Raw genomic sequence first — 21,816 nt, 5'->3', positions numbered from 1 at the left:
TATTATATTAGCATAGCCCGTCTATGAAGTCAAAGGATAATTTAATAATTTACTTGACTGCTTTAAGAATATAGTATCCTTTCTTTTTCACAACGGTTTCAACATGTTTAAACATTTCTTCTAGCTTATTAATGGCAGATGGTGCCCCTTGTTTCTTTTGAATAACAACCCATAGCGTTCCATCTTTTTTCAGAACTTCATGGGCTTCTTCTAGAATCCCATGAACAACCTGCTTACCTGCCCGTATAGGGGGATTTGTAATGACTGAGGCAAAAGTTTTGTCTTTCACCGCACTCAATTGATCACTTTCCATAACAGTAACATTATTCACACTACTCTTAATCGCGTTGTTCATCGCAAGCTCAGTCGCACGCTCATTAACATCTAGCAAATAAAAACGGCGGTTTGAAAATTCAGAAGCAAGCGATATGCCGATTGGGCCATAGCCACATCCAACATCTACAATATCCCCTTCAATTTCAGGTTCTTCAAATGTATCGATTAGGAGCTTACTCCCAAAATCGACTTCTTTCTTTGAAAAAACACCAGAATCAGTCGTGAATTGAAAACGTCGTCCGCGAAGCTCTTCAGCGATACGAATCCGATCACTTTTCACACTTGGATTCTTCGTATAATAATGTTCTCCCATTGCTTTCCCTCTTTCCATCGCCATTTCTATAAGCCTACCCATTCCAGCTTTTCATCATAACCGAAAATAGTAGGGCCCAATAACAAAAAGCCCGCTTTTAAAAGCGAGCTTTTGTTTCAGGCAATTAATTACTTAACTTCGATTACTGCGCCAACTTCTTCAAGCTTAGCTTTAAGCTCTTCAGCTTCTTCTTTAGCAACGCCTTCTTTGATAGAGCTTGGAGCGCCGTCAACTAGTTCTTTAGCTTCTTTCAAGCCAAGACCAGTGATTTCGCGAACTACTTTGATAACCTTGATCTTGCTGCTTCCAGCACTTTCAAGAACTACATCAAATTCAGTTTGCTCTTCAGCAGCACCTTCTGCTGCGCCACCTGCTGCTGCTACTGGAGCTGCTGCAGTTACACCAAATTCTTCTTCGATAGCTTTAACTAGGTCGTTAAGCTCAAGAACTGTCATTTCTTTGATTGCTTCAATGATTTGCTCGTTACCCATGAGTAAATCCTCCTTAATTTTTGTTTTATTTATACCAATTGATAGGCCGTGTATTTACGCGCCTTGTTCTTCCTTTTGATCAGCCACAGCTTTTGTAGCAAGTGCCATATTGCGCATAGGTGCTTGTAGCACAGATAGCAACATAGAAAGTAGTCCTTCGCGGTTTGGTAGGTCCGCAAGTTCTTTGATCTTTTCTACTGAAACAACGCCGCCTTCGATTACGCCAGTCTTGATTTCAAGAGCTTCGTGATTTTTAGCGAAGTTGTTCAAGATTTTAGCAGGAGCAACAACATCTTCATTGCTGAACGCGATTGCCGTAGGTCCGACAAGGTGTTCATTCAAATCAGTAAGTTCAAGCTCTTCTGCTGCGCGACGAGTCATTGTGTTCTTGTAAACACGGAACTCAACGTTTGCATCACGCAATTGCTTACGAAGCTCAGTTACTTCAGAAACATCAAGTCCACGATAATCAACAAAGATTGTCGATTGGCTATCACGTAGTTTGTCTGCAATTTCCGTAACTAGTTGCTTCTTCTGTTCAACTATACTGCTCATAGTTCCACCTCCTAAAGAAATGTATCTATACCGCCCTGGAATATGAGGTCATATAAAAAGCCTTCACATCCGAAGACATGAAGGCTTAACGATTACATACGTATCGAATCACTTCACACCTCGGCAGGATATTAAGTGCAAAAGCACCCCTGCTGTCTACGGTACAGAAAGTATTAATTTATCAAACAACATTTACAAGTATATTTAATAGCTACGCAAATGTCAACAGCTAATTTAATTAGCGGTAAGTTGATGCGTTAACTTTAACACCAGGTCCCATTGTAGATGTAACCGAAATGTTTTTAAGGTACGTGCCTTTCGCAGCTGCAGGCTTAACTTTCACAAGTGTTTCTACAAGTGTGTTCAAGTTTTCTACAAGCTTGTCAGCTTCGAAAGAAACTTTACCGATCGGTGCATGGACGTTACCAGCACGGTCAACACGGTATTCTACTTTACCAGCTTTGATTTCGTTAACAGCTTTTTCAACGTCGAAAGTAACTGTTCCAGTTTTCGGGTTTGGCATTAAGCCTTTTGGTCCAAGTACACGACCAAGCTTACCAACTTCGCCCATCATATCTGGAGTTGCAACGATCACATCAAAGTCAAACCAACCACCGTTGATTTTCTGGATGTATTCAGCTTCTCCAACATAGTCAGCGCCAGCTGCTTCAGCTTCTTTTGCTTTTTCGCCTTTTGCGAAAACAAGAACGCGTTGAGTTTTACCAGTTCCGTTTGGAAGTACAACCGCGCCACGAACCTGCTGGTCGTTTTTCTTAGGGTCTACTCCAAGACGAATTGCTGCTTCAACAGTTCCATCAAAGTTTCCTACAGAAGTCTTTTTAACAAGATCAACTGCTTCTTGAGGCTCATAGAAAGTTGTACGTTCAACTAGCTTTGCAGCCTCTTGGTATTTCTTACCTCTTTTAGCCATTTTGTGTTCCTCCTTGAATGTGGTTTAGCGGATTAACCTCCCACTATTTATGACGCCAAATTGTTGACATCATAATAAAAGTTGCGAACCTGTAAAATACAGGCAGGAATCCCTTTTAATCGCAACGGCTTGTGTAACATTAGTCTTCGATCGTAATTCCCATGCTACGTGCAGTACCTTCAACCATACGCATTGCAGAATCTACATTCGCTGCGTTAAGGTCTGGCATTTTTGTTTCAGCGATTTCACGCACTTTATCACGCTTCACAGTCGCAACTTTGTTGCGGTTTGGTTCACCAGAACCTGACTCGATACCTGCTGCTTTCTTAAGAAGAACTGCAGCTGGTGGAGTTTTAGTGATAAATGTAAATGAACGGTCTTCAAAAACCGTAATTTCTACTGGGATGATCATACCAGCCTGGTCAGAAGTACGAGCATTAAACTCTTTACAGAATCCCATAATGTTAACTCCAGCTTGACCTAGTGCAGGTCCTACTGGTGGTGCAGGATTTGCCTTCCCAGCTGGGATTTGCAATTTAACAACCTTGATTACCTTTTTAGCCACGCGACACACCTCCTTAAGTCCGTGATGTGGTATTTGGGTGTTTACACCCTCCCACCTTATATATCAATAGAATGTCTCGATTAGTATGAGACTCATGAAACATTAAAATTCTATCATTAATCGAAAAGTTAAGCAAGGACTTTTCTATTAGAACTTCTCAACCTGCCCGAAATTAAGCTCAACAGGAGTTTCTCTGCCGAACATATTAACGTGCACTTTCACTTTGCCTTTGTCTGTATCAATGCCTTCAACGGAACCTACGAAATCTGCGAATGGTCCTTCTTTAACTTTAACTTTCTCTTTCAATTCGAAGTCCACATCAGCTTTTGGTTGCTCCATTCCCATTTGCTTAAGAAGTGATTCTACTTCTTCTGGAAGCAAAGCAGTAGGTTTAGACCCAGCACCACTAGATCCTACGAAACCAGTTACGCCAGGCGTGTTGCGCACAACATACCAAGAATCGTCTGTCATGACCATCTCTGTAATAACATAGCCAGGAAAGACTTTTTTCATAACTGTCTTCTTCTTACCATTCTTGATCTCTGTTTCTTCTTCTACCGGGACGAGTACACGAAAGATCTTATCCGTCATGCCCATTGTTTCAACCCTTTTTTCAAGGTTGGTTTTTACTTTGTTTTCATACCCCGAGTACGTATGAACAACATACCATCTTTTTTCCATATATGCAGGACTGCTGTCCTTCCCTCCCCAGCTCATTTACTCTCTCATTCTAACCTTGAGAATGAAATTTTATAACGAATTATCCTAAAATGAGGCGGATTAACGAGGAAATACCCTGGTCAATTAGCGCAAAGAACACTGCTATAATGATAACCGTCGTAACAGTAACGATGGTATAGCGAGTTAATTCTTTACGTGTAGGCCAGCTCACCCGCTTCATTTCACTTGCGACATTACGAAAGAACTTACCAGAACGTTGAACAATACTTGCCATTACTTGCTACCCCCAATTAATCTGGCGGAAAACTCCCCCGAGAATCTATTTTGATGCTGTTTGCCTCTAGATGGCAAACGACCCCTTTGAGGCATTACTTTGTTTCACGATGCACAGTATGAGCATCGCAGTATTTGCAATACTTTTTAACTTCAATGCGGGCCGGGCTTGTCTGTGAGTTTTTCATAGTTGTATAGTTTCGGCTGTTGCATTGAACACATGCTAGCACTGCTTTTTTACGCATAATGACACCTTCCTAAGCCGCGCAGTTGTGAAGTTTGTATTTAAATAAGCTCTCTTAAACTAAAAAAGACCAAAATAAAAAAACGTTCAGCGATACTGTGACGTTCCTACAAACCTTACAAAAAGTTGACATTCTTACTTTTATCACTTTATCACAGCGCGTTTCAGCGTGTCAATAAAGCCTCAAAAGGCAGTGCAAAGAAAAAAACAGGGGAAATCCCCTGCCTTATTCATAACTTATTATAAGCTTGTCCCTATCAAAGGCTGACTTCACGGAGCTCAAGATATCTCTCAAGCTTTCGCTTCACACGCTGCAAAGCATTATCAATCGACTTTACATGACGGTTTAAATCAACCGAAATTTCCTGATAAGAACGGCCATCAAGGTAAAGCATAAGAACTTTTCTCTCTAAATCGCTTAAAATTTCAGACATTTTAAGTTCGATATCATCAAATTCTTCCTGATTAATGATTAATTCTTCAGGATCAGTGACTTTTGTGCCGCAAATGACGTCTAGTAGTGTCCGGTCTGACTCTTCATCGTATATAGGCTTATCAAGCGATACGTAAGAATTCAACGGAATATGCTTTTGTCTTGTTGCGGTTTTGATAGCTGTAATCATCTGCCGGGTGATACACAGTTCGGCAAACGCTTTAAAAGATGAGAACTTGTCTCCTCTAAAATCACGAATAGCTTTGTAGAGACCAATCATCCCTTCTTGAATGATATCTTCACGGTCTGCTCCAATAAGAAAATACGACCTCGCTTTAGCGCGTACGAAATTTTTATACTTCGTAATCAAATGTTCCAACGCTCTGCTGTGACCTTCATGTACCATGATGACGAGCAATTCATCATCAAGTTGATCGAATGCTACGTGTTCCAGGTTTCTTTGGTCTACTGACAGTTGTTCTTGATCTACCGTGCTTTCTTTGAGGTCTACTGTGCTCAATATGCGTTCCCCCCGACCAGTACGCTATATAGAAATATTATACAGCACGTGTCGAAAAATCGTCAACCTACTATTTTCCACCTCTTCGCCATTTTTCGAATATTTCGCTGACTTCTTCTGATAAATACAGGCCTGATGAACGATTCTTTCGATTCTCGGTATTTACGCTTTTTTCGATTCCCTTTTCAATCCGCTGCATTTCGTTATACAACTCTCGGGCAGATTTTCTTAACGCTCCCTGCCCAAAAATCGCCCATTGCTCTGTATAATCAGAAGTGGCTACATGGATTTGAGTTCGAATGCCCTTAAGTTCTCTAGCCATTTTTTCAATACGCTCATCCGCTGTTTCATTTTCTCTTGTATAAATGACTTCCACCCGATACTGGCTATGCCGCTTCTCTATACCATGTGAGAGGTGAGCGTCAAAAACGACGATCACCTGATATCCTGTATATGCCTGGTACTCAGCCATCTTTTCAATTAGGAGCTCTCGGGCTTTACTGAAGTCTTTTTCTTTTAGTGACCTTAACTCAGGCCAAGCGCCTATGATGTTATACCCGTCAACTAACAGCACGTCCATGATTTACTCCCCCAGAGGATGACGTTGGCGATAGACCTCATACATCATTAACCCTGCAGCTACAGAGGCATTAAGTGAAGTAACTTTTCCAGCCATTGGAAGGCTAACAAGAAAGTCGCATTTATCTTTAATTAGTCGACCCATTCCTTTTCCTTCGCTACCAATAACAAGACCTATTCCCATATCATAGTCAGCTTCTCGGTAATCCTGACCGCCTTTTGCATCCGTACCTACGAACCAGATACCTCGCTCTTTCAGTTCATCCATTGTTCGGGCAAGATTCGTTACACGCGCAACAGGAATGTATTCAATAGCACCAGTAGAAGATTTAGCAACAGTAGATGTTAACCCTACCGCTCTTCGCTTTGGAATAATAACACCGTGTGCACCAGCTGAGTCAGCTGTTCTTAGAATAGATCCTAAATTATGAGGATCTTCAATTTCATCAAGGATCAGGAATAATGGAGGTTGCCCTGACTCTTCTGCTTTTTTAAACAAGTCCTCTAGATCAGCATATTCATATGCAGCAATTGAGGCAACGACTCCCTGGTGGTTACTTTCACCTGACAATTGTTCAAGCTTTCGTTTTGGCACGAACTGTACGAGAACATTTTGTTCTTTCGCTTTTTGAATCAGATTCTGCAGCGGCCCTTTCTGTGAACCTTCGTTAATCCAAATCTTATTAATTTCATGTCCTGAGCGTAACGCTTCAAGCACTGCATTACGCCCAACAATAAATTCTTTATCCATCAGACTTCACTTCTTTCTTTGGTTCTTCTACGAATTTGTATAGATCTTTCAATAACTCATCTACTCTTTCTTCATTTCCCTGTAAGTAATGATAACCAAACAAGGCTTCAAGAGCTGTTGAATATTTGTACGTACTAACGCTCGTATTCTTCGGCACGGTACCTGATTTTGCGTTACGCCCTCTCCGCACGACGCCCGCTTCTTCTTCAGATAGACCCCCTTGATCAAGCACTTGATGAAGGAATGCTGCCTGTGCTTTTGCAGAAACGTATTTCGTTGCTGTACGATGTAGCTGGTTCGGTCGAATATGGCCCAGGTAAAGAAGTCGTTTCCTAACATTGATCTCAATGACTGAATCCCCCATATAAGCAAGTGCCAGAGAATTTAGTTGTTTAACATCCAATTCCTTCATTCCTTACATCCTCTTCCAGCGAACGCCCTGAGGTGTATCCTCAAGAAGAATGCCCTGTTCTTTTAACTCTTCTCGAATTTCATCTGCCCTAGAGAAATTACGCTCTTTTCTTGCCTTATTTCGTTCTTCAATAAGTTGGTCAATGTCTTCATCTAGAAGGGCTTTTTCTTCTCTGAAAGAAACACCAAGTACTGAACCAAAATCATTAAATCGTTCAATAAACAGTTCAAGCACTTCTTTTGAAGTATTGGAGCCTTGAAGGTAAAGGTTCGCCTCTTTTGATAACTCAAAAAGGATAGATATAGCATTTGCCGTGTTAAAATCATCATCCATCTCTGATACAAACCGCTCGCGATACCCTTCAACCTTTTCTTTCCAAGCTGGCACATCCTCAGCAAGATCCGCACTGTTTTCTAATCGATGTTCAAGATTTTCTACAGTATCTTTAATTCTATCCAACCCTGTTTTTGCACTTTCAAGCAACTCATGATTAAAGTTAATCGGGTTACGATAGTGTACGGATAACATGAAAAAGCGAATAGCTTCTGGATCATGCTGTTTAATTAAGTCATGCACTAGAACGAAGTTGCCAAGTGATTTTGACATTTTTTCATTGTTAATATTTATATACCCGTTATGAAGCCAGTAATTCGCAAAAGTGTGCCCAGTTAAAGCTTCCGTTTGAGCAACCTCATTCTCATGGTGGGGAAATGCCAGGTCTTTTCCTCCAGCATGAATATCAATTGTATCTCCAAGATACTTCTGTGCCATAGCGGAGCATTCAATATGCCAACCAGGGCGACCTTCTCCCCAGGAACTTGACCATGAGATTTCGCCTTCTTTAGCTGCCTTCCATAGTGTGAAATCAAGTGGGTCTTCCTTCTTTTCACCTACGCCAATACGTGAACCAAGCTTCAGTTCATCGATTGATTGATGAGATAGTTTACCATACCCTTCGAATTTCTTTGTTCTGAAATAAACATCACCATCAGATTCGTAAGCGAAGTCTTTCTCTATAAGAGCTTCGATAAATGCAATGATTTCATCCATATTCTCTGTTACTCTTGGATGCTCATTAGCTCTTTTAACACCAAGTGCACCTGTATCTTCATGATAAGCTTCAATAAACCGTTCAGCGACATCCGGAACTTCTTCACCTAGTTCTTTAGCAGCTCGAATCAATTTATCATCTACATCGGTAAAGTTGGATATATATCGCACATCATATCCACGATACTCAAGATAACGACGAACAACATCAAAAACGATGGCAGGACGAGCGTTTCCAATATGAATGTAGTTGTAAACGGTTGGCCCACATACATACATCTTCACTTTTCCCTCTTCAATCGGTTGAAAAGATTCCTTTTTCTGCGTCAATGTATTGTATAACTTAATCGCCATGACTTTCACTCCTTTTTCTTAGTTCTCGAACTTCCTCTGTTAAAGTAAGTAGCTCTAGCTCCATTTGTTTAAATTTATCTGAAACCGGATCCGGCATTTTATGATGATCAAGGTTATGAGGGACTTTAACCCCATTTTGAATAACGACACGTCCTGGTATACCTACTACAGTCGAATTCTCTGGCACATCTCGCAGGACAACTGACCCCGCTCCTACTTTTGAATTCTGTCCAATCGTAATAGATCCAAGCACTTTAGCACCGGTGGCGACGAGTGTATTGTCTTCAAGTGTCGGATGGCGTTTTCCTTTTTCTTTTCCTGTTCCACCAAGGGTAACACCCTGAAATATCGTGACATTATTTCCAATCTCACATGTCTCCCCGATCACAACACCCATCCCGTGGTCAATGAAAAAACATTCACCAATTGTAGCGCCCGGGTGTATTTCAATCCCTGTGAAAAACCGACTAACTTGCGAAACGGCTCTTGCGAGAAAAAAGAATTTTTTCTTCCAGAACCAATGAGCAATGCGATGGGACCAGATGGCATGGAGTCCAGCATAGGTCAAGATTACTTCAAAGTAACTTCTTGCAGCGGGGTCCTGATCAAAGACAACATCAATATCTTTTTTCAATGTTTTCCACAAATGTGCCACTCCTCTCTTCTCATGATTCCACTAGATACGTTTGAAATTGCGTTCATGATCTTCTTTTATTTTTTATGCTTTACCCATAGAAGAACGTTCCTACCTCATAAAAAAAGCGTCTCTGTGTGATCGTTCCATCACACAGAGACGCTTATTGCGTGGTTCCACTCTGCTTCGAATTCTCTTATAGCAAGAAAATCCCTTTCACCGATAACGGCGGCGCCGCTCCTACATAATGACCATTATGGCTTTCTGCAGGAGACTCAGAGGTGCATTTCAATGCGCGAATTCTTAAGTCACTTTCAGCCAGGGTGACTCTCTCTAAAAAGAACTCAACTCATTTACTTCTCCTCATCAACGATTGTATTTAATCAAACCCTTATGCTTTACTCATCGAAATGACTTGGTTCAAGCGAGCATTTACAGCTTCTCTTCCAAGAAGGGAAATAGCCTGTGGAAGCTCTGGTCCATGTGTTTCACCAGTAGTTGCTACACGAATTGGCATAAATAGTTTCTTACCTTTGTGGCCTGTTGCCTTCTGAGTTGCTTTAATAGCAGACTTGATTGCAGCTGGCTCAAACTCCTCTACATTTTCAAGCTGATCAAGAAACCCTTGCATAACTTCAGGTACCTGTTCTTCGTTTAGAACGGTCATTGCCCCTTCATTATACTGAATTTCCTGCTTAAAGAACAACTCAGTAAGCTCGACAATCTCACGTCCGTAGTGAAGCTGCTCCTGATAAAGGGCAATAAGCTCTTTCGCCCATTCCATTTGTTCAGGTGTCATCTCAAGCGGGAACCTACCAGCTTCGATCAAATGCGGTAGGGCAAGCTCAACTACACGCTCGATACTCGCTTCTTTAATATATTGGTTATTCATCCAGTATAACTTTTGTGAATCAAATACGGCTGGCGACGTTGATAGTCGCTCAGGATCAAAGATCTCAATAAGTTGATCTTTTGTAAATAGTTCTTCTTCCCCTTTAGGTGACCAGCCAAGTAGGGTTACAAAGTTAAACAACGCTTCAGGAAGAAAACCTAGATCATGATACTGCTCAATGTATTGAACAATCGACTTATCACGCTTACTAAGCTTCTTCTTCTGGTCATTAACAATTAAAGTCATGTGACCAAACTTAGGTGGCTCAAAACCGAATGCTTCATAAATCATAAGTTGTTTTGGCGTATTTGAAATGTGATCATCTCCACGTAGAACATGAGAAATCTTCATGTGGTGATCATCAAGTGCAACAGCATAGTTGTAAGTAGGGATTCCGTTTTTCTTCACAATAACAAAATCACCGATTCCATTTGATTCAAAAGATACACGGTCTTTTACAACATCATCAAAAGCATATTCCTTGTCACGTGGAACGGCAAAGCGAATGCTCGGCTCTCTACCTTCACTTTCCATTTTCTCACGCTGATCTTCTGTAAGGTGACGACACTTCCCAGAATAACGAGGCATCTCACCACGCGCGCGCTGGGCTTCACGTTCTGCTTCAAGCTCGTCCTCTGTGCAATAGCACTTATATGCTAATTCTTTTTCTAGAAGCTCTTTTGTATGTTCTGTATAAATATCAAGACGTTCCATCTGACTATAGGGACCGTACTCTCCCTCTTTATCAACGCTTTCGTCCCAATCCATTCCAAGCCACTTTAAGTAATCAAGCTGGTTCTCTACTCCGCCTTCAACATTACGCGACTGGTCTGTATCTTCAATACGAATGATAAATTTGCCATTCTGACTTCTTGCAAATAAATAATTAAATAAAGCAGTTCGTGCATTCCCAATATGTAAATATCCTGTTGGGCTTGGGGCATAGCGCACCCTAACTTCGTTTTCCATTCTATCCACCACCATTAGTTTTTATCTTTAACTGTCTTATTATTTTACCATTAGAGTCAAATTATCGGTCAAGCCTTTTGAAGCAAGACAACAACCTCAGCAGCAATTCCTTCGCCTCTACCTGTAAACCCTAATTGTTCGGAAGTCGTTGCTTTTACATTTACTTGACTGAGCTCAGCTTCTAGAAGATTTGCGATCACTTCACGCATAGCTGTAATATGAGGAGCCATTTTTGGAAGCTGTGCGATAATTGTACAATCCACATTCCCAAGAGTGTAGCCTTTTTCTTTCACAATTTGGAAGACCTGATGAAGAAGTTCCTTCGAATCTGCATCTTTAAAAGCTTCATCTGTATCAGGAAAGTGTTTTCCGATGTCACCCTCACCTACAGCACCAAGACACGCATCTGCAACAGCGTGAAGTAGCACATCCGCATCCGAATGCCCTAATAGTCCTTTTTCAAAAGGAATCGTTACTCCACCAATAATACAAGGACGGTCCTCAACTAACTTGTGTACATCAAATCCATGACCAATTCGCATTACACTCCACTCTCCTTCTTCTCTTGCAAAATCGCTCTCGCAAAGATTAAATCCTCGGGCGTCGTTAATTTAACATTCCAATAGTCTCCAAGGATCACATGCACAGAACGACCGTTCATTTCTACAAGACTAGCATCATCTGTACCGACAACTTGATTTTCTTCAGCCCAGCGATGAATGTCTTTAATAACAGACAGACGAAAAGCCTGCGGAGTCTGCACTGCCCACAAGCTCGATCGATCAATGGTTTGCTGGACCTCTAATTCGTCTACCTGTTTAATTGTATCTTTAACAGGTACAGCTACTATTGCACCATCATAATATTCTGCTGCTTCTGCTGCTTTTCTTGCAATACGGTGTGTAAAAAATGGACGGGCGCCATCATGGATTAAAACTATTTTGTCTCCATCCAGTGCTTTAAGTCCTTCGTAAACACTTTGTTGTCGTTCTTTACCACCTGTTACAATCTGCGTTACTTTAGTCAGTCCATGAGCCTGAATAAGCGAACGAAATTCCTCATGTTCCCGCTCATTCACAGCCAACACGATCTCCTCACAATACTCATCACTTTGAAAAACCGATATCGTATGAACGATAATCGGTTTTTCTTCTAGCATAATAAATTGCTTATTTTTTCCTGCGTTCATCCGCTTTCCCTGACCAGCCGCAGGAATAACAACTGAATACTTCAAACCTAGAACCCCCGTCGCCTATCGCTTAAAGTGCTTTTTCAAGAAGTTTGGGCTTAGCAAAAATCATCCGCCCTGCTGACGTTTGCAACACACTCGTTACAAGCACATCTATTGTTTTACCAATATAGTTTCTTCCTTCTTCTACTACAATCATTGTACCATCATCTAGATAAGCAACGCCCTGGTTATATTCTTTCCCATCCTTAATGACTTGAACGTTAAGCTCTTCACCAGGAAGAACAACTGGTTTCACAGCATTTGCTAAATCGTTAATGTTTAACACTTGAACTTTTTGTAGTTCACAGACTTTGTTCAAATTAAAATCATTTGTAACAACCATACCATTAACAAGTTTTGCGAGTTTAACAAGCTTGCTGTCTACTTCTTGTATTTCTTCGAAGTCACCTTCATAAATTTCAACGTTGACTTCAAGCTCTTTCTGTATCTTGTTCAGGATATCAAGTCCACGTCGACCACGATTTCGCTTTAACACATCAGATGAATCAGCAATATGCTGTAATTCTTCAAGTACAAACTGAGGAATGACAAGAGTTCCTTCTAGAAAACCAGTCTGGCAAATGTCTGCAATTCTACCATCAATTATGACACTTGTATCAAGAATTTTAAGCTTAGAAGAACCAGAATCAATCTCGTCTTCATCAGAATCTTTCTTCTTATCCTTGCCTTTGTTATTGATGAACAGATTAATCAGTTCATCACGTTTTTTGAAACCTACCTGGAAGCCAAAGTAACCGCAAAGGACAGAAATAAAGATTGGCAGAACATTACTAACTACCGGGAGGTTAATTTCAGCCAGAGATACGTTTATTAAAAATGCAACTATAAGTCCAATAATCAGTCCAATTGACCCAAATAGCACGTCTCCAACCGGTGCTTTCACAACCTTTTCTTCAATCAGTCGAATAAAGTCAACAATATAATCTGTCACCCAAAAAGTTGCTAGAAAGAAGAGTACAGCTCCAATTACAGCACCTGCATAAGAGTTGCTAAATACCGAAGGAAGATCCCCTATATTGAGTAATTGTATTAAGTCTGGTAAATATACTAAGCCCAGCGCTCCGCCTAAAATGATAAAAAACAACTGCACAATCCACTTTATCATTGACGTTTTCACCTCCTTTTAACATTATTAACAAATTCTCAAAATTGAAACGTAAATCCTTGAATTTTGCGAAATTTATAGTATGATTGTATGTTAACTTTCATTACTCTAAATTAATTATAGATTAGCACAGCCCCAATTGAATGTCTATTTGATCGCACTAGATATGGCGATCTACAAACAACTGTTCTTGAATTCGCTTCAATCCATCTTTGATTTTCTTCGCTCGTATAGCGCCAATTCCATCTACATGATCTAGTTCCTCTATGGAGGCTTTTGAAATAGCATTCAGGGTTTCAAAGCTATCCACTAGATTCTCAATGATATTTGAAGGCAAACGCGGAATCTTATGTAGAATACGATAGCCTCTTGGCGTTACATTCACATTCTGGTCAGTATAGCCGAGTATTCTCATAATGGAATTGTCCTCAAGAAGATCATCACTCGTTAGTTTCTTCAGCCGCTTCATCACGTCTGCAGGTGACTCATCTACTTCTTTCACATAATCCCCAATTAACCACTTAGCTTCTGCTTCAAGATTGGAAACAAGTTCCTCCATTTGCATGCTGATTAGTCGACCTTCTGTTCCCAGTTCATTTATATAATTTAATATCTCTTTTTTGATCCGAAGAACCATCTCAATACGGTGGATAACCTGTGCTACCTCTTGAAGAGTAACAAGTTCCTCAAATTCTAGGGCTCCAAGATCTGTTATTCCTTGATCCAGTACCGACTTATATTTCTCAAGCGTCTGCATTGCTTGATTTGCTTTTGTAAGAATAACACCAATTTCTTTTAGAGAATATCGGATATTACCTTGATAGAGTGTAATAACGTTACGCCTTTGAGAAATTGAAATCACTAGATTACCTGTTTGCTTGGCAACCCGTTCTGCTGTTCGATGACGAATTCCAGTCTCCGTAGAAGAGATTGAGGTTTCGGGAATGAGTTGTGTATTCGCATATAGAATTCGAGAAGCATCCTTATTTAAAATAATGGCTCCGTCCATTTTGGCAAGTTCATATAAGTATGCTGGTGTGAACCGGCATTCAATTGAAAATCCACCATCGACAAGGTCTTGGACTTTCCCATCATATCCAACCACGATTAATCCTCCAGTCTTAGCTCGGAGAATATTATCAATGCCGTGCCTCAGCTGTGTACCTGGTGCTACTATTTTCAAGATTTCATTTATTACTTCTTGCTGCTTTTCTATCTCCATTTACTGCCCTCCTAACGCCTCGTTTAATGCTTCATCTACTGTTTGGACACCAATCACTTGAATCCCTTCTGGGAAAGTCCATCCACCTATATTTTTCTTTGGAATGATTGCACGTTCAAATCCGAGCTTGGCCGCTTCAATCACTCGTTGTTCAATTCGAGAAACACGTCTGATCTCTCCAGTAAGACCAATTTCTCCGACTACAATATCTGATGGCCGTGTTGGCTTATCCCTAAAACTTGATGCAATTGAGACTGCAATAGCAAGATCGATAGCCGGTTCATCAAGCCTTACCCCACCTGCAACATTTAAATAAGCATCCTGGTTCTGCAGAAGAAGACCTACCCGTTTCTCTAGAACAGCCATTAATAGTGATACACGATTATGATCAATCCCAGTAGCCGTTCTACGTGGGTTTCCAAAACTAGTTGGAGAAATAAGCGCTTGAATTTCTACAAGAACTGTTCGAGTTCCTTCCATCGAAGCAACAACAGTTGAGCCAGCTGCCCCTGAAGAGCGTTCTTCCAGAAAGATTTCTGAAGGATTGAGCACTTCTTCGAGTCCTTCTTCCTTCATCTCAAAAACACCGATTTCATTTGTTGAACCGAAACGATTCTTAACTCCACGGAGAATCCGAAACGTGTGATGACGTTCTCCTTCAAAATAAAGAACAGCATCAACCATATGTTCAAGAAGTCGCGGTCCTGCGATCGAGCCTTCTTTAGTAACGTGACCAACAATGAAAATAGCAATGCCTCTGGTCTTAGCAATTCTCATAAGTTGCGATGTACATTCTCGTACTTGAGAAACACTCCCAGGAGCTGAAGTGACTTCTGATCTAAAAATCGTCTGGATCGAGTCAATAATGACAAGTTGGGGGTTTATTTCTTCAATCGCTTTACTAATATACTCAAGATCCGTCTCCGCTAATACAAATAATTTTTCTGCATCGACTCCTAAACGGTCTGCACGTATCTTCGTTTGCTTAACTGACTCCTCACCAGATATATATAAAACTGGATGATCCTGATCAGCAAGTTTTGATGATGTTTGAAGCAAAAGCGTTGATTTACCAATACCCGGGTCCCCTCCAACAAGCACAAGTGAACCTGGAACAACTCCTCCACCGAGCACACGATCGAGCTCCGTAATTTGTGTGAATATTCTCGGCTCCATTTCTTTTTGTATGCTTCGAATTGACGTCGCTTTGCTCATCGTTCCTTCGTCTGATGTGACAAATCTTCTACGATCATTATCAGATGGTAGAAATTCCTCAACCATCGTATTCCATTGATGGCATCCTGGACATTTCCCCATCCATTTTGGAGATTCATAGCCACAATCCTGACACATAAATTTCGTCTTTTTCTTTGCCATCTGTCTTCCTCACTTTCGGTTTTGCCGCACATGATGTTTAAATTAAGTTTATCACAAATTATAAGTTCTAATGAACTTAAGCAAGTGGCTATAATGAGTGGGATTTTTCAAACGTTATCGGAATGTAGTAGTACTTTTATACCCATTCCCTTAAATGAGGGCAACCACTCTTCAAAAATTAGAAAACCGGAAGACAATTGCCTTCCGGTTTGTTTCTTCTAGGATGAGGTTGCTTCAGAAAGTGTTTCTACTAAAAAGTTTTCATTTTGATAATCGATTTTGACTCTCTGACCTTTTTCAATGTTGCCTTTTAATAACTCTTCAGAAAGACGATCTTCAATATTTCGCTGAAGCGATCTTCTAAGTGGACGTGCTCCGTAATCTGGATCGTAACCTTCCTCAGAAATTTTCTCAAGTGCAGAATCAGTTAGTTCAAAATCAATACCATGATCAGAAAGACGCGCTTTAAGACTATTGACCATTAAGACAATGATTTCTTTCAAATGCTTCTTCTCAAGAGAGTGGAACACAATCGTCTCATCAATTCGGTTCAAGAATTCTGGACGGAAGGTCTTCTTTAAGTCATCCATAACTTTGCCTTTCATATCACTATATTCCTGACCTTCAGAACCTGTTGTAAAGCCAACGTATTTATTACGTTTTAGCGTGCTTGCTCCAACGTTCGAAGTCATAATGACAACAGTGTTACGGAAGTCAACTACTCGACCTTTGGAATCTGTTAAACGGCCATCTTCAAGAACTTGTAGCAAGATGTTAAACACATCTGGATGTGCTTTTTCAATCTCATCTAGAAGGATAACAGAATATGGTTTGCGACGTACTTTTTCAGTTAATTGTCCGCCCTCTTCATATCCAACATATCCTGGAGGGGAACCTACTAGACGTGATGTGGAGTGCTTCTCCATATACTCAGACATATCAATTCGGATAACAGAATCTTCTTCACCGAATAACGTTTCTGCAACTGCACGAGCTAGTTCCGTTTTACCGACACCAGTTGGCCCTAGGAAGATAAACGATCCGATTGGACGCTTTGGATCTTTTAATCCAGCACGTGCTCGGCGAACCGCTTTTGAGATCGACTTAACAGCTTCTTCTTGACCAATCAATCGATTATGAAGAATTTCCTCCATTCTCAGAAGGCGATCAGTTTCCTGTTCTTCTAGCTTAGAAACAGGGATTCCGGTCCAGTTTGCAACGACAATCGCAATGTCTTCTGGAGTAACTTCTTGATTCTCTTTCCCTTGCTTTTCTTTCCATTCCTTCTTCGTTTGTTCAAGTTGTTCACGTAGGCGTTGCTCCGAATCACGTAGTGAAGCTGCTTTTTCAAATTCCTGACTTTGAACAGAAGCATCTTTTTCTTTACGTACTTCTTCTAGCTTTTTATCAAGCTCTTTCAAATTTGGTGGTGCTGTATAAGAACGAAGACGAACTTTCGAAGCTGCTTCGTCAATTAAATCAATAGCTTTATCAGGTAAGAAGCGATCCGAAATATATCGATCTGAAAGCTTAACTGCCGCTTCAATCGCTTCATCAGTAATTGTTACACGGTGATGGGCTTCATAACGATCACGAAGACCTTTCAAAATTAAAGCTGATTCATCACTTGTAGGTTCGTTAACCTGAATCGGCTGGAAACGACGCTCAAGTGCTGCGTCTTTTTCAATATACTTACGATACTCATCAAGCGTAGTTGCTCCAATACATTGTAGCTCTCCACGAGCTAGAGCCGGTTTAAGAATATTCGATGCATCAATTGCACCTTCTGCACCACCAGCACCAATTAGTGTGTGAAGCTCATCAATGAATAGAATGATGTTACCTGCTTGACGAATTTCGTCCATCACTTTCTTCAATCGATCTTCAAATTCACCGCGGTATTTCGTACCCGCAACAACGGTTCCCATATCCAGTGTCATAACGCGCTTGTCACGAAGGGTTTCTGGTACTTCGTTATTAATAATTTGTTGAGCAAGACCTTCTGCTATGGCTGTTTTACCGACACCAGGTTCACCAATAAGAACCGGGTTGTTTTTCGTACGGCGACTAAGCACCTCGATAACACGTTCAATCTCTTTACTTCGACCAATTACAGGATCGAGACCATTATCACGGGCGATAACAGTTAAATCCCTTGCTAGACTGTCTAGTGTTGGAGTATTTGCACTCGCACCTCCAGCTTGATGGCTTGAAGAAGAACTTTCGTTGCTTCCTAACAATTGCAATACTTGTTGACGTGCTTTATTTAAGCTTACTCCAAGATTGTTAAGCACACGTGCAGCTACACCTTCACCTTCACGGATAAGTCCAAGAAGGATGTGCTCTGTACCAACGTAGGAATGACTTAATTTACGAGCTTCGTCCATTGATAGCTCAATTACTTTCTTAGCCCTTGGGGTATAGTGAATGGATTGAACGGAATCCTGACCGCGTCCAATTAACTTCTCTACTTCCTTCTGAATCTTTTCTGAACCAAGTCCTAGTGCTGTCAACGCTTTTGCAGCGATTCCTTCACCTTCGCGAATCAAACCTAGAAGAATGTGTTCTGTACCTACATTGTTATGACCGAGGCGAATCGCTTCTTCTTGTGCTAAGGCAAGTACTTTCTGGGCACGTTCTGTAAATCGTCCAAACATCATTGTTCATCACCCTCCGATTTCTTCGATAGTTGATATTCTAGTTCAAGTCGTTCTCTTATTAAAGTAGCTCGTTTAATATCCCGTTCTGTCGGGGTTAAGCTTGCGCCAGCAAACTGCTGTAGAAAGCCTGGCTGAGTTAAAATGAGCAACTCAGTCAGAATCGATTTGGATAACCCATTTACAAGTCCTATATCTATCCCTAATCGAACATCTGAAAGACACTTAGCTGCTTCTTTCGATTGTATAATTCTGCTGTTCTCAAGGATACCAAGTGAACGATAAATACGATCCTCAAGCTCGATTCTAGAGTTATCTAGTAATGCACGTCTCGCGGCTCTTTCTTTCTCGATGACTTGCATTACGACTCCTTGGAGATCTTCGATAATATCAGTCTCTGTTTTTCCAAGTGTAATTTGATTTGAAATTTGAAAAATATTACCCAGCGCCTCACTTCCTTCTCCATAGCTTCCTCTTACAACGAGGCCAAGCTGATTTATAGCAGGAATAATGTGATTTAGCTGTTGCGTTAGAACTAATGCTGGCAAGTGCAACATAACAGAAGCTCTCATACCAGTTCCAACATTAGTTGGGCAACTTGTTAAGTAGCCTTTTCTTTCATCAAAAGCGTAATCAACCTTACTCTCAATCCAGTCGTCAAGAGAGTTTGCTAAAGTAAATGCTTTCTTGAGTTCGAATCCAGCTACTAGACATTGAATGCGAAAATGATCTTCCTCATTAACCATGATGCTAACCGTTTCATTCTCACTGAGGAGAACAGCGCCGTTTTTTGATTGCTCTATCAGATTACGACTGATAAGATGCTTCTCCACAAGTACTCTTTTTTCAATAGGTTTTAAGCTTTCCATTTCAAGTAGTTCCAGTTCACCAATATGTTCATCTGGCACGTCATTAAATTCACTTCGAACTTCTTTAATAACCTCTAAATTCTGTTCCCGATCGGAAAGTATCGGAAAAACATAATTTTTTAAGTTTCGAGCAAATCTAACCCTACTACTCATTACAATGTCAGAATCAGGACCTTCATCCTTCATCCACGGGCTTACAGCTTCACTAATAAATCGCTCAAGTGACATTATTCTCCTCCTTCCCATGACGATCGGTGTTCAAGGGAACGAATGATATCTCTTGTTTCAGCAGCTTTTTCGAACTCTTCATGTTCGATATATTCTTTCATCTTACTTCGAAGGTTCTGTACTTTACGCTCAATTTCAATAGCAGCCCCAGCTCGTACAGGTACCTTTCCAGCGTGAGCCGTATTGCCGCCATGTACTTTTTTAAGTATCGGATCAAGTTTGTCTGCGAACGTCTTATAACACACTGAGCAACCAAACCGACCAATCTTAGTGAACTGCTGGTAAGTTAAACCACATTTAGGACAATTGGTCTGCTCTTGTTTGTAAAAAGACTGCGTCGGACTCTCCCCAATAGGTGTTTCAAAATTAAGTAATCCCGATAATAAGTTATGGATAGAAAAATGGTTAGTGCCTGGCTCAGCCTCACCTTTTTCTTTAGCGCATTTTTCACAAATGTGAAATTCTGTTTTTTCACCGTTTATTATTTTGGTGAAATGAAGCGTAGCTGGGCGCTCACCACATTCCTGGCATGTCATCCGGCAACCCTCCTCTTCTATCCTTAAAGGTAGTTATTATTTATATTTTAATGCTATAAGCATTGCACGCAACATATTAGCTCGCAAATGATCTCGTAACGGTAGTTCTATTGTAATCACTGTACGATCAAGTACGCTTAACATTAACTTCGCTTCTCGTTCCGAAATTACCTCTTCTTCTAGCAAACGAAGAATAATATTTTCTGATACTACCTGTGGAACTTGATTTTTAACGAGATGTAACATCTCATCAACTAAATCAGCATGGGTTTCAGGTTTAACCTTTACTATCCTTATATAACCCCCTCCACCTCTCTTACTTTCCACAATGTAGCCTTTTTCAATCGTAAAGCGAGTATTGATTACATAATTAATCTGAGAAGGAACACATTGAAATTTATCCGCAATTTCACTTCGTTTAATTTCAACAGCATCCCTGCCATCCACCATTAATATTTTCTTTAAATAAGCTTCGATAATATCGGAAACATTCCTCACTTATTTCCCTCCTCTCCGTCTCCATACTGACTTTGACTATATTTGACGTTGAGTATATTATAACGCGTTTATTTAGGATTGCAAAGAGACAAGGCTTCTGCATCTGTCCTATTCAAGCATTACCAATTTAAATAAAATAAAAACTCTTATTGCTTCTCTTTTTTCTGTATTTTTATGACATATCTATTGTTAACCAATAAATCTGAGGAGAGGATGTTCTTTAATATGTTGTCTTATTCTACTAGAACGACCTATCCTATTACCATTCTATCTCGTTATAATACCCTTTTGATCTACTTGATTAACTCCTATTTCGTTTTTTATTTTATGATCAGTTGTTTTTGGATAATGTAGTATAGATTAACCTATTAACTAAAGTTTGTTTCAATATATAAGGATGTTTCTACTTGAACTGAATGTTCTCCAATTAATAGAGATGATAGAGGTATATATGTGTTTTATATAAGTAGCATTTATGCTATTTATAGTAAAAAACACAAAAAAGTCAGAGACCATTTGATCTCTGACTTCTCATAATTGCCCTGCGACGTCCTACTCTTGCAGGGGGAGATCCCCCAACTACCATCGGCGCGATAAGCGGGGAACTTCTTCGTCAGCTGCGCAATGCCAGATCCTCATGGATCTCCCGAATAATCACTTGCTTCCTCGAATATCTTGCTTCTCCCACCCCTACGTAGCTTTCGAAGATGTTTCTCTTTTTTATTCTTGAAGCAAAAGAACTTTAAACCATACAAAAAAGTCAGAGATCATTGATCTCTGACTTCCTTAATTGCCTGGCAACGTCCTACTCTTGCAGGGGGAGATCCCCCAACTACCATCGGCGCTGAAGAGCTTAACTTCCGTGTTCGGCATGGGAACGGGTGTGACCTCTTCGCCATCATTACCAGACTAACAGGGTATTCCCTGAAAACTAGATAACACTTCCAACGATTCCAATAATGTTTTAGGTTAAGCCCTCGATCGATTAGTATTCGTCAGCTCCACGTGTTGCCACGCTTCCACCCCGAACCTATCTACCTCATCATCTCTAAGGGATCTTACCAGCTTAATGCTGTGGGAAATCTCATC

Annotated in this window: 24 protein-coding genes, 2 rRNA genes and 2 other annotated features; all 26 genes read right to left on the bottom strand. The window is 40.6% G+C overall.

Annotation, left to right across the window (positions count from 1 at the left end):
• Positions 1–49: 49 nt before the first annotated feature.
• Positions 50–649 carry a class I SAM-dependent methyltransferase gene (locus FBF83_RS19405; RefSeq protein WP_136948774.1) on the bottom strand — a complete coding sequence of 200 codons (600 nt, stop codon included), beginning with the start codon at positions 647–649 and terminating at the stop codon, positions 50–52.
• 128 nt (positions 650–777) lie between these two features.
• Positions 778–1,140, bottom strand: coding sequence for a 50S ribosomal protein L7/L12 (rplL, locus tag FBF83_RS19400; RefSeq protein WP_136948773.1), 363 nt, complete (start codon positions 1,138–1,140; stop codon positions 778–780).
• Positions 1,141–1,194: 54 nt separating this feature from the next.
• On the bottom strand, positions 1,195–1,695 hold the full coding sequence (gene rplJ / locus FBF83_RS19395) for a 50S ribosomal protein L10 (protein ID WP_048313311.1): 501 nt from the start codon (positions 1,693–1,695) through the stop codon (positions 1,195–1,197).
• 44 nt (positions 1,696–1,739) lie between these two features.
• Positions 1,740–1,875: a sequence feature (ribosomal protein L10 leader region), on the bottom strand.
• Between the two features lie 58 nt (positions 1,876–1,933).
• The gene (gene rplA, locus FBF83_RS19390; protein WP_136948772.1) at positions 1,934–2,626 is read right to left on the bottom strand and encodes a 50S ribosomal protein L1; all 693 of its coding nucleotides are present in this window, start codon (positions 2,624–2,626) and stop codon (positions 1,934–1,936) included.
• Positions 2,627–2,765: 139 nt separating this feature from the next.
• Positions 2,766–3,191 carry a 50S ribosomal protein L11 gene (gene rplK, locus FBF83_RS19385; protein WP_048313309.1) on the bottom strand — a complete coding sequence of 142 codons (426 nt, stop codon included), beginning with the start codon at positions 3,189–3,191 and terminating at the stop codon, positions 2,766–2,768.
• A 147-nt stretch (positions 3,192–3,338) separates the two neighbouring features.
• Positions 3,339–3,872, bottom strand: a complete 534-nt coding sequence (gene nusG / locus FBF83_RS19380; RefSeq protein WP_048313308.1) for a transcription termination/antitermination protein NusG — start codon at positions 3,870–3,872, stop codon at positions 3,339–3,341.
• Between the two features lie 79 nt (positions 3,873–3,951).
• Positions 3,952–4,146 carry a preprotein translocase subunit SecE gene (secE, locus tag FBF83_RS19375; protein WP_136948771.1) on the bottom strand — a complete coding sequence of 65 codons (195 nt, stop codon included), beginning with the start codon at positions 4,144–4,146 and terminating at the stop codon, positions 3,952–3,954.
• 94 nt (positions 4,147–4,240) lie between these two features.
• Positions 4,241–4,390, bottom strand: coding sequence for a 50S ribosomal protein L33 (rpmG, locus tag FBF83_RS19370; RefSeq protein WP_098445960.1), 150 nt, complete (start codon positions 4,388–4,390; stop codon positions 4,241–4,243).
• A gap of 256 nt (positions 4,391–4,646) precedes the next feature.
• Positions 4,647–5,297 (bottom strand): RNA polymerase sporulation sigma factor SigH, encoded by a 651-nt coding sequence (gene sigH / locus FBF83_RS19365; protein WP_136948800.1) that lies wholly within the window; start codon positions 5,295–5,297, stop codon positions 4,647–4,649.
• Between the two features lie 115 nt (positions 5,298–5,412).
• Positions 5,413–5,922, bottom strand: a complete 510-nt coding sequence (locus FBF83_RS19360; protein ID WP_136948770.1) for an NYN domain-containing protein — start codon at positions 5,920–5,922, stop codon at positions 5,413–5,415.
• Positions 5,923–5,925: 3 nt separating this feature from the next.
• On the bottom strand, positions 5,926–6,672 hold the full coding sequence (rlmB, locus tag FBF83_RS19355; protein ID WP_136948769.1) for a 23S rRNA (guanosine(2251)-2'-O)-methyltransferase RlmB: 747 nt from the start codon (positions 6,670–6,672) through the stop codon (positions 5,926–5,928).
• Positions 6,665–7,084, bottom strand: coding sequence for a Mini-ribonuclease 3 (locus FBF83_RS19350; protein ID WP_136948768.1), 420 nt, complete (start codon positions 7,082–7,084; stop codon positions 6,665–6,667). Before FBF83_RS19350 ends, rlmB begins: the two co-directional genes overlap by 8 nt.
• A 3-nt stretch (positions 7,085–7,087) precedes the next feature.
• The gene (gene cysS, locus FBF83_RS19345) at positions 7,088–8,488 is read right to left on the bottom strand and encodes a cysteine--tRNA ligase (protein ID WP_136948767.1); all 1,401 of its coding nucleotides are present in this window, start codon (positions 8,486–8,488) and stop codon (positions 7,088–7,090) included.
• On the bottom strand, positions 8,478–9,134 hold the full coding sequence (cysE, locus tag FBF83_RS19340; RefSeq protein WP_136948766.1) for a serine O-acetyltransferase: 657 nt from the start codon (positions 9,132–9,134) through the stop codon (positions 8,478–8,480). The genes cysS and cysE overlap by 11 nt, the downstream gene beginning before the upstream one ends.
• 140 nt (positions 9,135–9,274) lie before the next feature.
• Positions 9,275–9,501 (bottom strand) — a binding site (T-box leader).
• A gap of 12 nt (positions 9,502–9,513) precedes the next feature.
• On the bottom strand, positions 9,514–10,983 hold the full coding sequence (gltX, locus tag FBF83_RS19335) for a glutamate--tRNA ligase (protein ID WP_136948765.1): 1,470 nt from the start codon (positions 10,981–10,983) through the stop codon (positions 9,514–9,516).
• Between the two features lie 68 nt (positions 10,984–11,051).
• A complete protein-coding gene (gene ispF / locus FBF83_RS19330) occupies positions 11,052–11,525 on the bottom strand; it encodes a 2-C-methyl-D-erythritol 2,4-cyclodiphosphate synthase (protein ID WP_136948764.1) in 474 nt (157 codons plus the stop codon).
• The gene (gene ispD / locus FBF83_RS19325) at positions 11,525–12,217 is read right to left on the bottom strand and encodes a 2-C-methyl-D-erythritol 4-phosphate cytidylyltransferase (protein WP_136948763.1); all 693 of its coding nucleotides are present in this window, start codon (positions 12,215–12,217) and stop codon (positions 11,525–11,527) included. The genes ispF and ispD overlap by 1 nt, the downstream gene beginning before the upstream one ends.
• Before the next feature lie 25 nt (positions 12,218–12,242).
• Positions 12,243–13,340: a PIN/TRAM domain-containing protein gene (locus tag FBF83_RS19320; protein WP_136948762.1), complete on the bottom strand. Its 1,098-nt coding sequence runs from the start codon at positions 13,338–13,340 to the stop codon at positions 12,243–12,245.
• 160 nt (positions 13,341–13,500) lie between these two features.
• A complete protein-coding gene (disA, locus tag FBF83_RS19315) occupies positions 13,501–14,562 on the bottom strand; it encodes a DNA integrity scanning diadenylate cyclase DisA (protein ID WP_136948761.1) in 1,062 nt (353 codons plus the stop codon).
• Positions 14,563–15,939 (bottom strand): DNA repair protein RadA, encoded by a 1,377-nt coding sequence (gene radA / locus FBF83_RS19310; protein ID WP_048313292.1) that lies wholly within the window; start codon positions 15,937–15,939, stop codon positions 14,563–14,565.
• 218 nt (positions 15,940–16,157) lie between these two features.
• The gene (gene clpC / locus FBF83_RS19305) at positions 16,158–18,599 is read right to left on the bottom strand and encodes an ATP-dependent protease ATP-binding subunit ClpC (protein ID WP_136948760.1); all 2,442 of its coding nucleotides are present in this window, start codon (positions 18,597–18,599) and stop codon (positions 16,158–16,160) included.
• The gene (locus FBF83_RS19300) at positions 18,596–19,693 is read right to left on the bottom strand and encodes a protein arginine kinase (protein ID WP_136948759.1); all 1,098 of its coding nucleotides are present in this window, start codon (positions 19,691–19,693) and stop codon (positions 18,596–18,598) included. The genes clpC and FBF83_RS19300 overlap by 4 nt, the downstream gene beginning before the upstream one ends.
• The gene (locus FBF83_RS19295) at positions 19,693–20,229 is read right to left on the bottom strand and encodes a UvrB/UvrC motif-containing protein (RefSeq protein WP_136948758.1); all 537 of its coding nucleotides are present in this window, start codon (positions 20,227–20,229) and stop codon (positions 19,693–19,695) included. Before FBF83_RS19295 ends, FBF83_RS19300 begins: the two co-directional genes overlap by 1 nt.
• 36 nt (positions 20,230–20,265) lie before the next feature.
• Positions 20,266–20,727: a CtsR family transcriptional regulator gene (locus FBF83_RS19290; RefSeq protein WP_136948757.1), complete on the bottom strand. Its 462-nt coding sequence runs from the start codon at positions 20,725–20,727 to the stop codon at positions 20,266–20,268.
• Positions 20,728–21,519: 792 nt separating this feature from the next.
• Positions 21,520–21,636, bottom strand: a 5S ribosomal RNA gene (gene rrf, locus FBF83_RS19285).
• Positions 21,637–21,692: 56 nt separating this feature from the next.
• Positions 21,693–21,816: ribosomal RNA gene (locus FBF83_RS19280) — 23S ribosomal RNA — on the bottom strand; the annotation flags it as partial.

It is taken from the genome of Guptibacillus hwajinpoensis (assembly GCF_005144865.1).
Taxonomy (GTDB): Bacteria; Bacillota; Bacilli; order Bacillales; family Guptibacillaceae; genus Guptibacillus; species Guptibacillus hwajinpoensis_A.
Note: the sequence above shows the minus strand (reverse complement) of the source record. Positions and strands in the feature narration are given on the sequence as shown.

What these genes read in the sequence shown, in the direction of transcription:
- FBF83_RS19405 (WP_136948774.1), bottom strand. Translation starts at nt 649, where the DNA reads ATGGGAGAACATTATTATACGAAGAATCCAAGTGTGAAAAGTGATCGG.
- rplL (WP_136948773.1), bottom strand. Translation starts at nt 1,140, where the DNA reads ATGGGTAACGAGCAAATCATTGAAGCAATCAAAGAAATGACAGTTCTT.
- rplJ (WP_048313311.1), bottom strand. Translation starts at nt 1,695, where the DNA reads ATGAGCAGTATAGTTGAACAGAAGAAGCAACTAGTTACGGAAATTGCA.
- rplA (WP_136948772.1), bottom strand. Translation starts at nt 2,626, where the DNA reads ATGGCTAAAAGAGGTAAGAAATACCAAGAGGCTGCAAAGCTAGTTGAA.
- nusG (WP_048313308.1), bottom strand. Translation starts at nt 3,872, where the DNA reads ATGGAAAAAAGATGGTATGTTGTTCATACGTACTCGGGGTATGAAAAC.
- secE (WP_136948771.1), bottom strand. Translation starts at nt 4,146, where the DNA reads ATGGCAAGTATTGTTCAACGTTCTGGTAAGTTCTTTCGTAATGTCGCA.
- rpmG (WP_098445960.1), bottom strand. Translation starts at nt 4,390, where the DNA reads ATGCGTAAAAAAGCAGTGCTAGCATGTGTTCAATGCAACAGCCGAAAC.
- FBF83_RS19360 (WP_136948770.1), bottom strand. Translation starts at nt 5,922, where the DNA reads ATGGACGTGCTGTTAGTTGACGGGTATAACATCATAGGCGCTTGGCCT.
- rlmB (WP_136948769.1), bottom strand. Translation starts at nt 6,672, where the DNA reads ATGGATAAAGAATTTATTGTTGGGCGTAATGCAGTGCTTGAAGCGTTA.
- FBF83_RS19350 (WP_136948768.1), bottom strand. Translation starts at nt 7,084, where the DNA reads ATGAAGGAATTGGATGTTAAACAACTAAATTCTCTGGCACTTGCTTAT.
- cysS (WP_136948767.1), bottom strand. Translation starts at nt 8,488, where the DNA reads ATGGCGATTAAGTTATACAATACATTGACGCAGAAAAAGGAATCTTTT.
- gltX (WP_136948765.1), bottom strand. Translation starts at nt 10,983, where the DNA reads ATGGAAAACGAAGTTAGGGTGCGCTATGCCCCAAGCCCAACAGGATAT.
- ispF (WP_136948764.1), bottom strand. Translation starts at nt 11,525, where the DNA reads ATGCGAATTGGTCATGGATTTGATGTACACAAGTTAGTTGAGGACCGT.
- FBF83_RS19320 (WP_136948762.1), bottom strand. Translation starts at nt 13,340, where the DNA reads ATGATAAAGTGGATTGTGCAGTTGTTTTTTATCATTTTAGGCGGAGCG.
- disA (WP_136948761.1), bottom strand. Translation starts at nt 14,562, where the DNA reads ATGGAGATAGAAAAGCAGCAAGAAGTAATAAATGAAATCTTGAAAATA.
- radA (WP_048313292.1), bottom strand. Translation starts at nt 15,939, where the DNA reads ATGGCAAAGAAAAAGACGAAATTTATGTGTCAGGATTGTGGCTATGAA.
- clpC (WP_136948760.1), bottom strand. Translation starts at nt 18,599, where the DNA reads ATGATGTTTGGACGATTTACAGAACGTGCCCAGAAAGTACTTGCCTTA.
- FBF83_RS19300 (WP_136948759.1), bottom strand. Translation starts at nt 19,693, where the DNA reads ATGTCACTTGAGCGATTTATTAGTGAAGCTGTAAGCCCGTGGATGAAG.
- FBF83_RS19295 (WP_136948758.1), bottom strand. Translation starts at nt 20,229, where the DNA reads ATGACATGCCAGGAATGTGGTGAGCGCCCAGCTACGCTTCATTTCACC.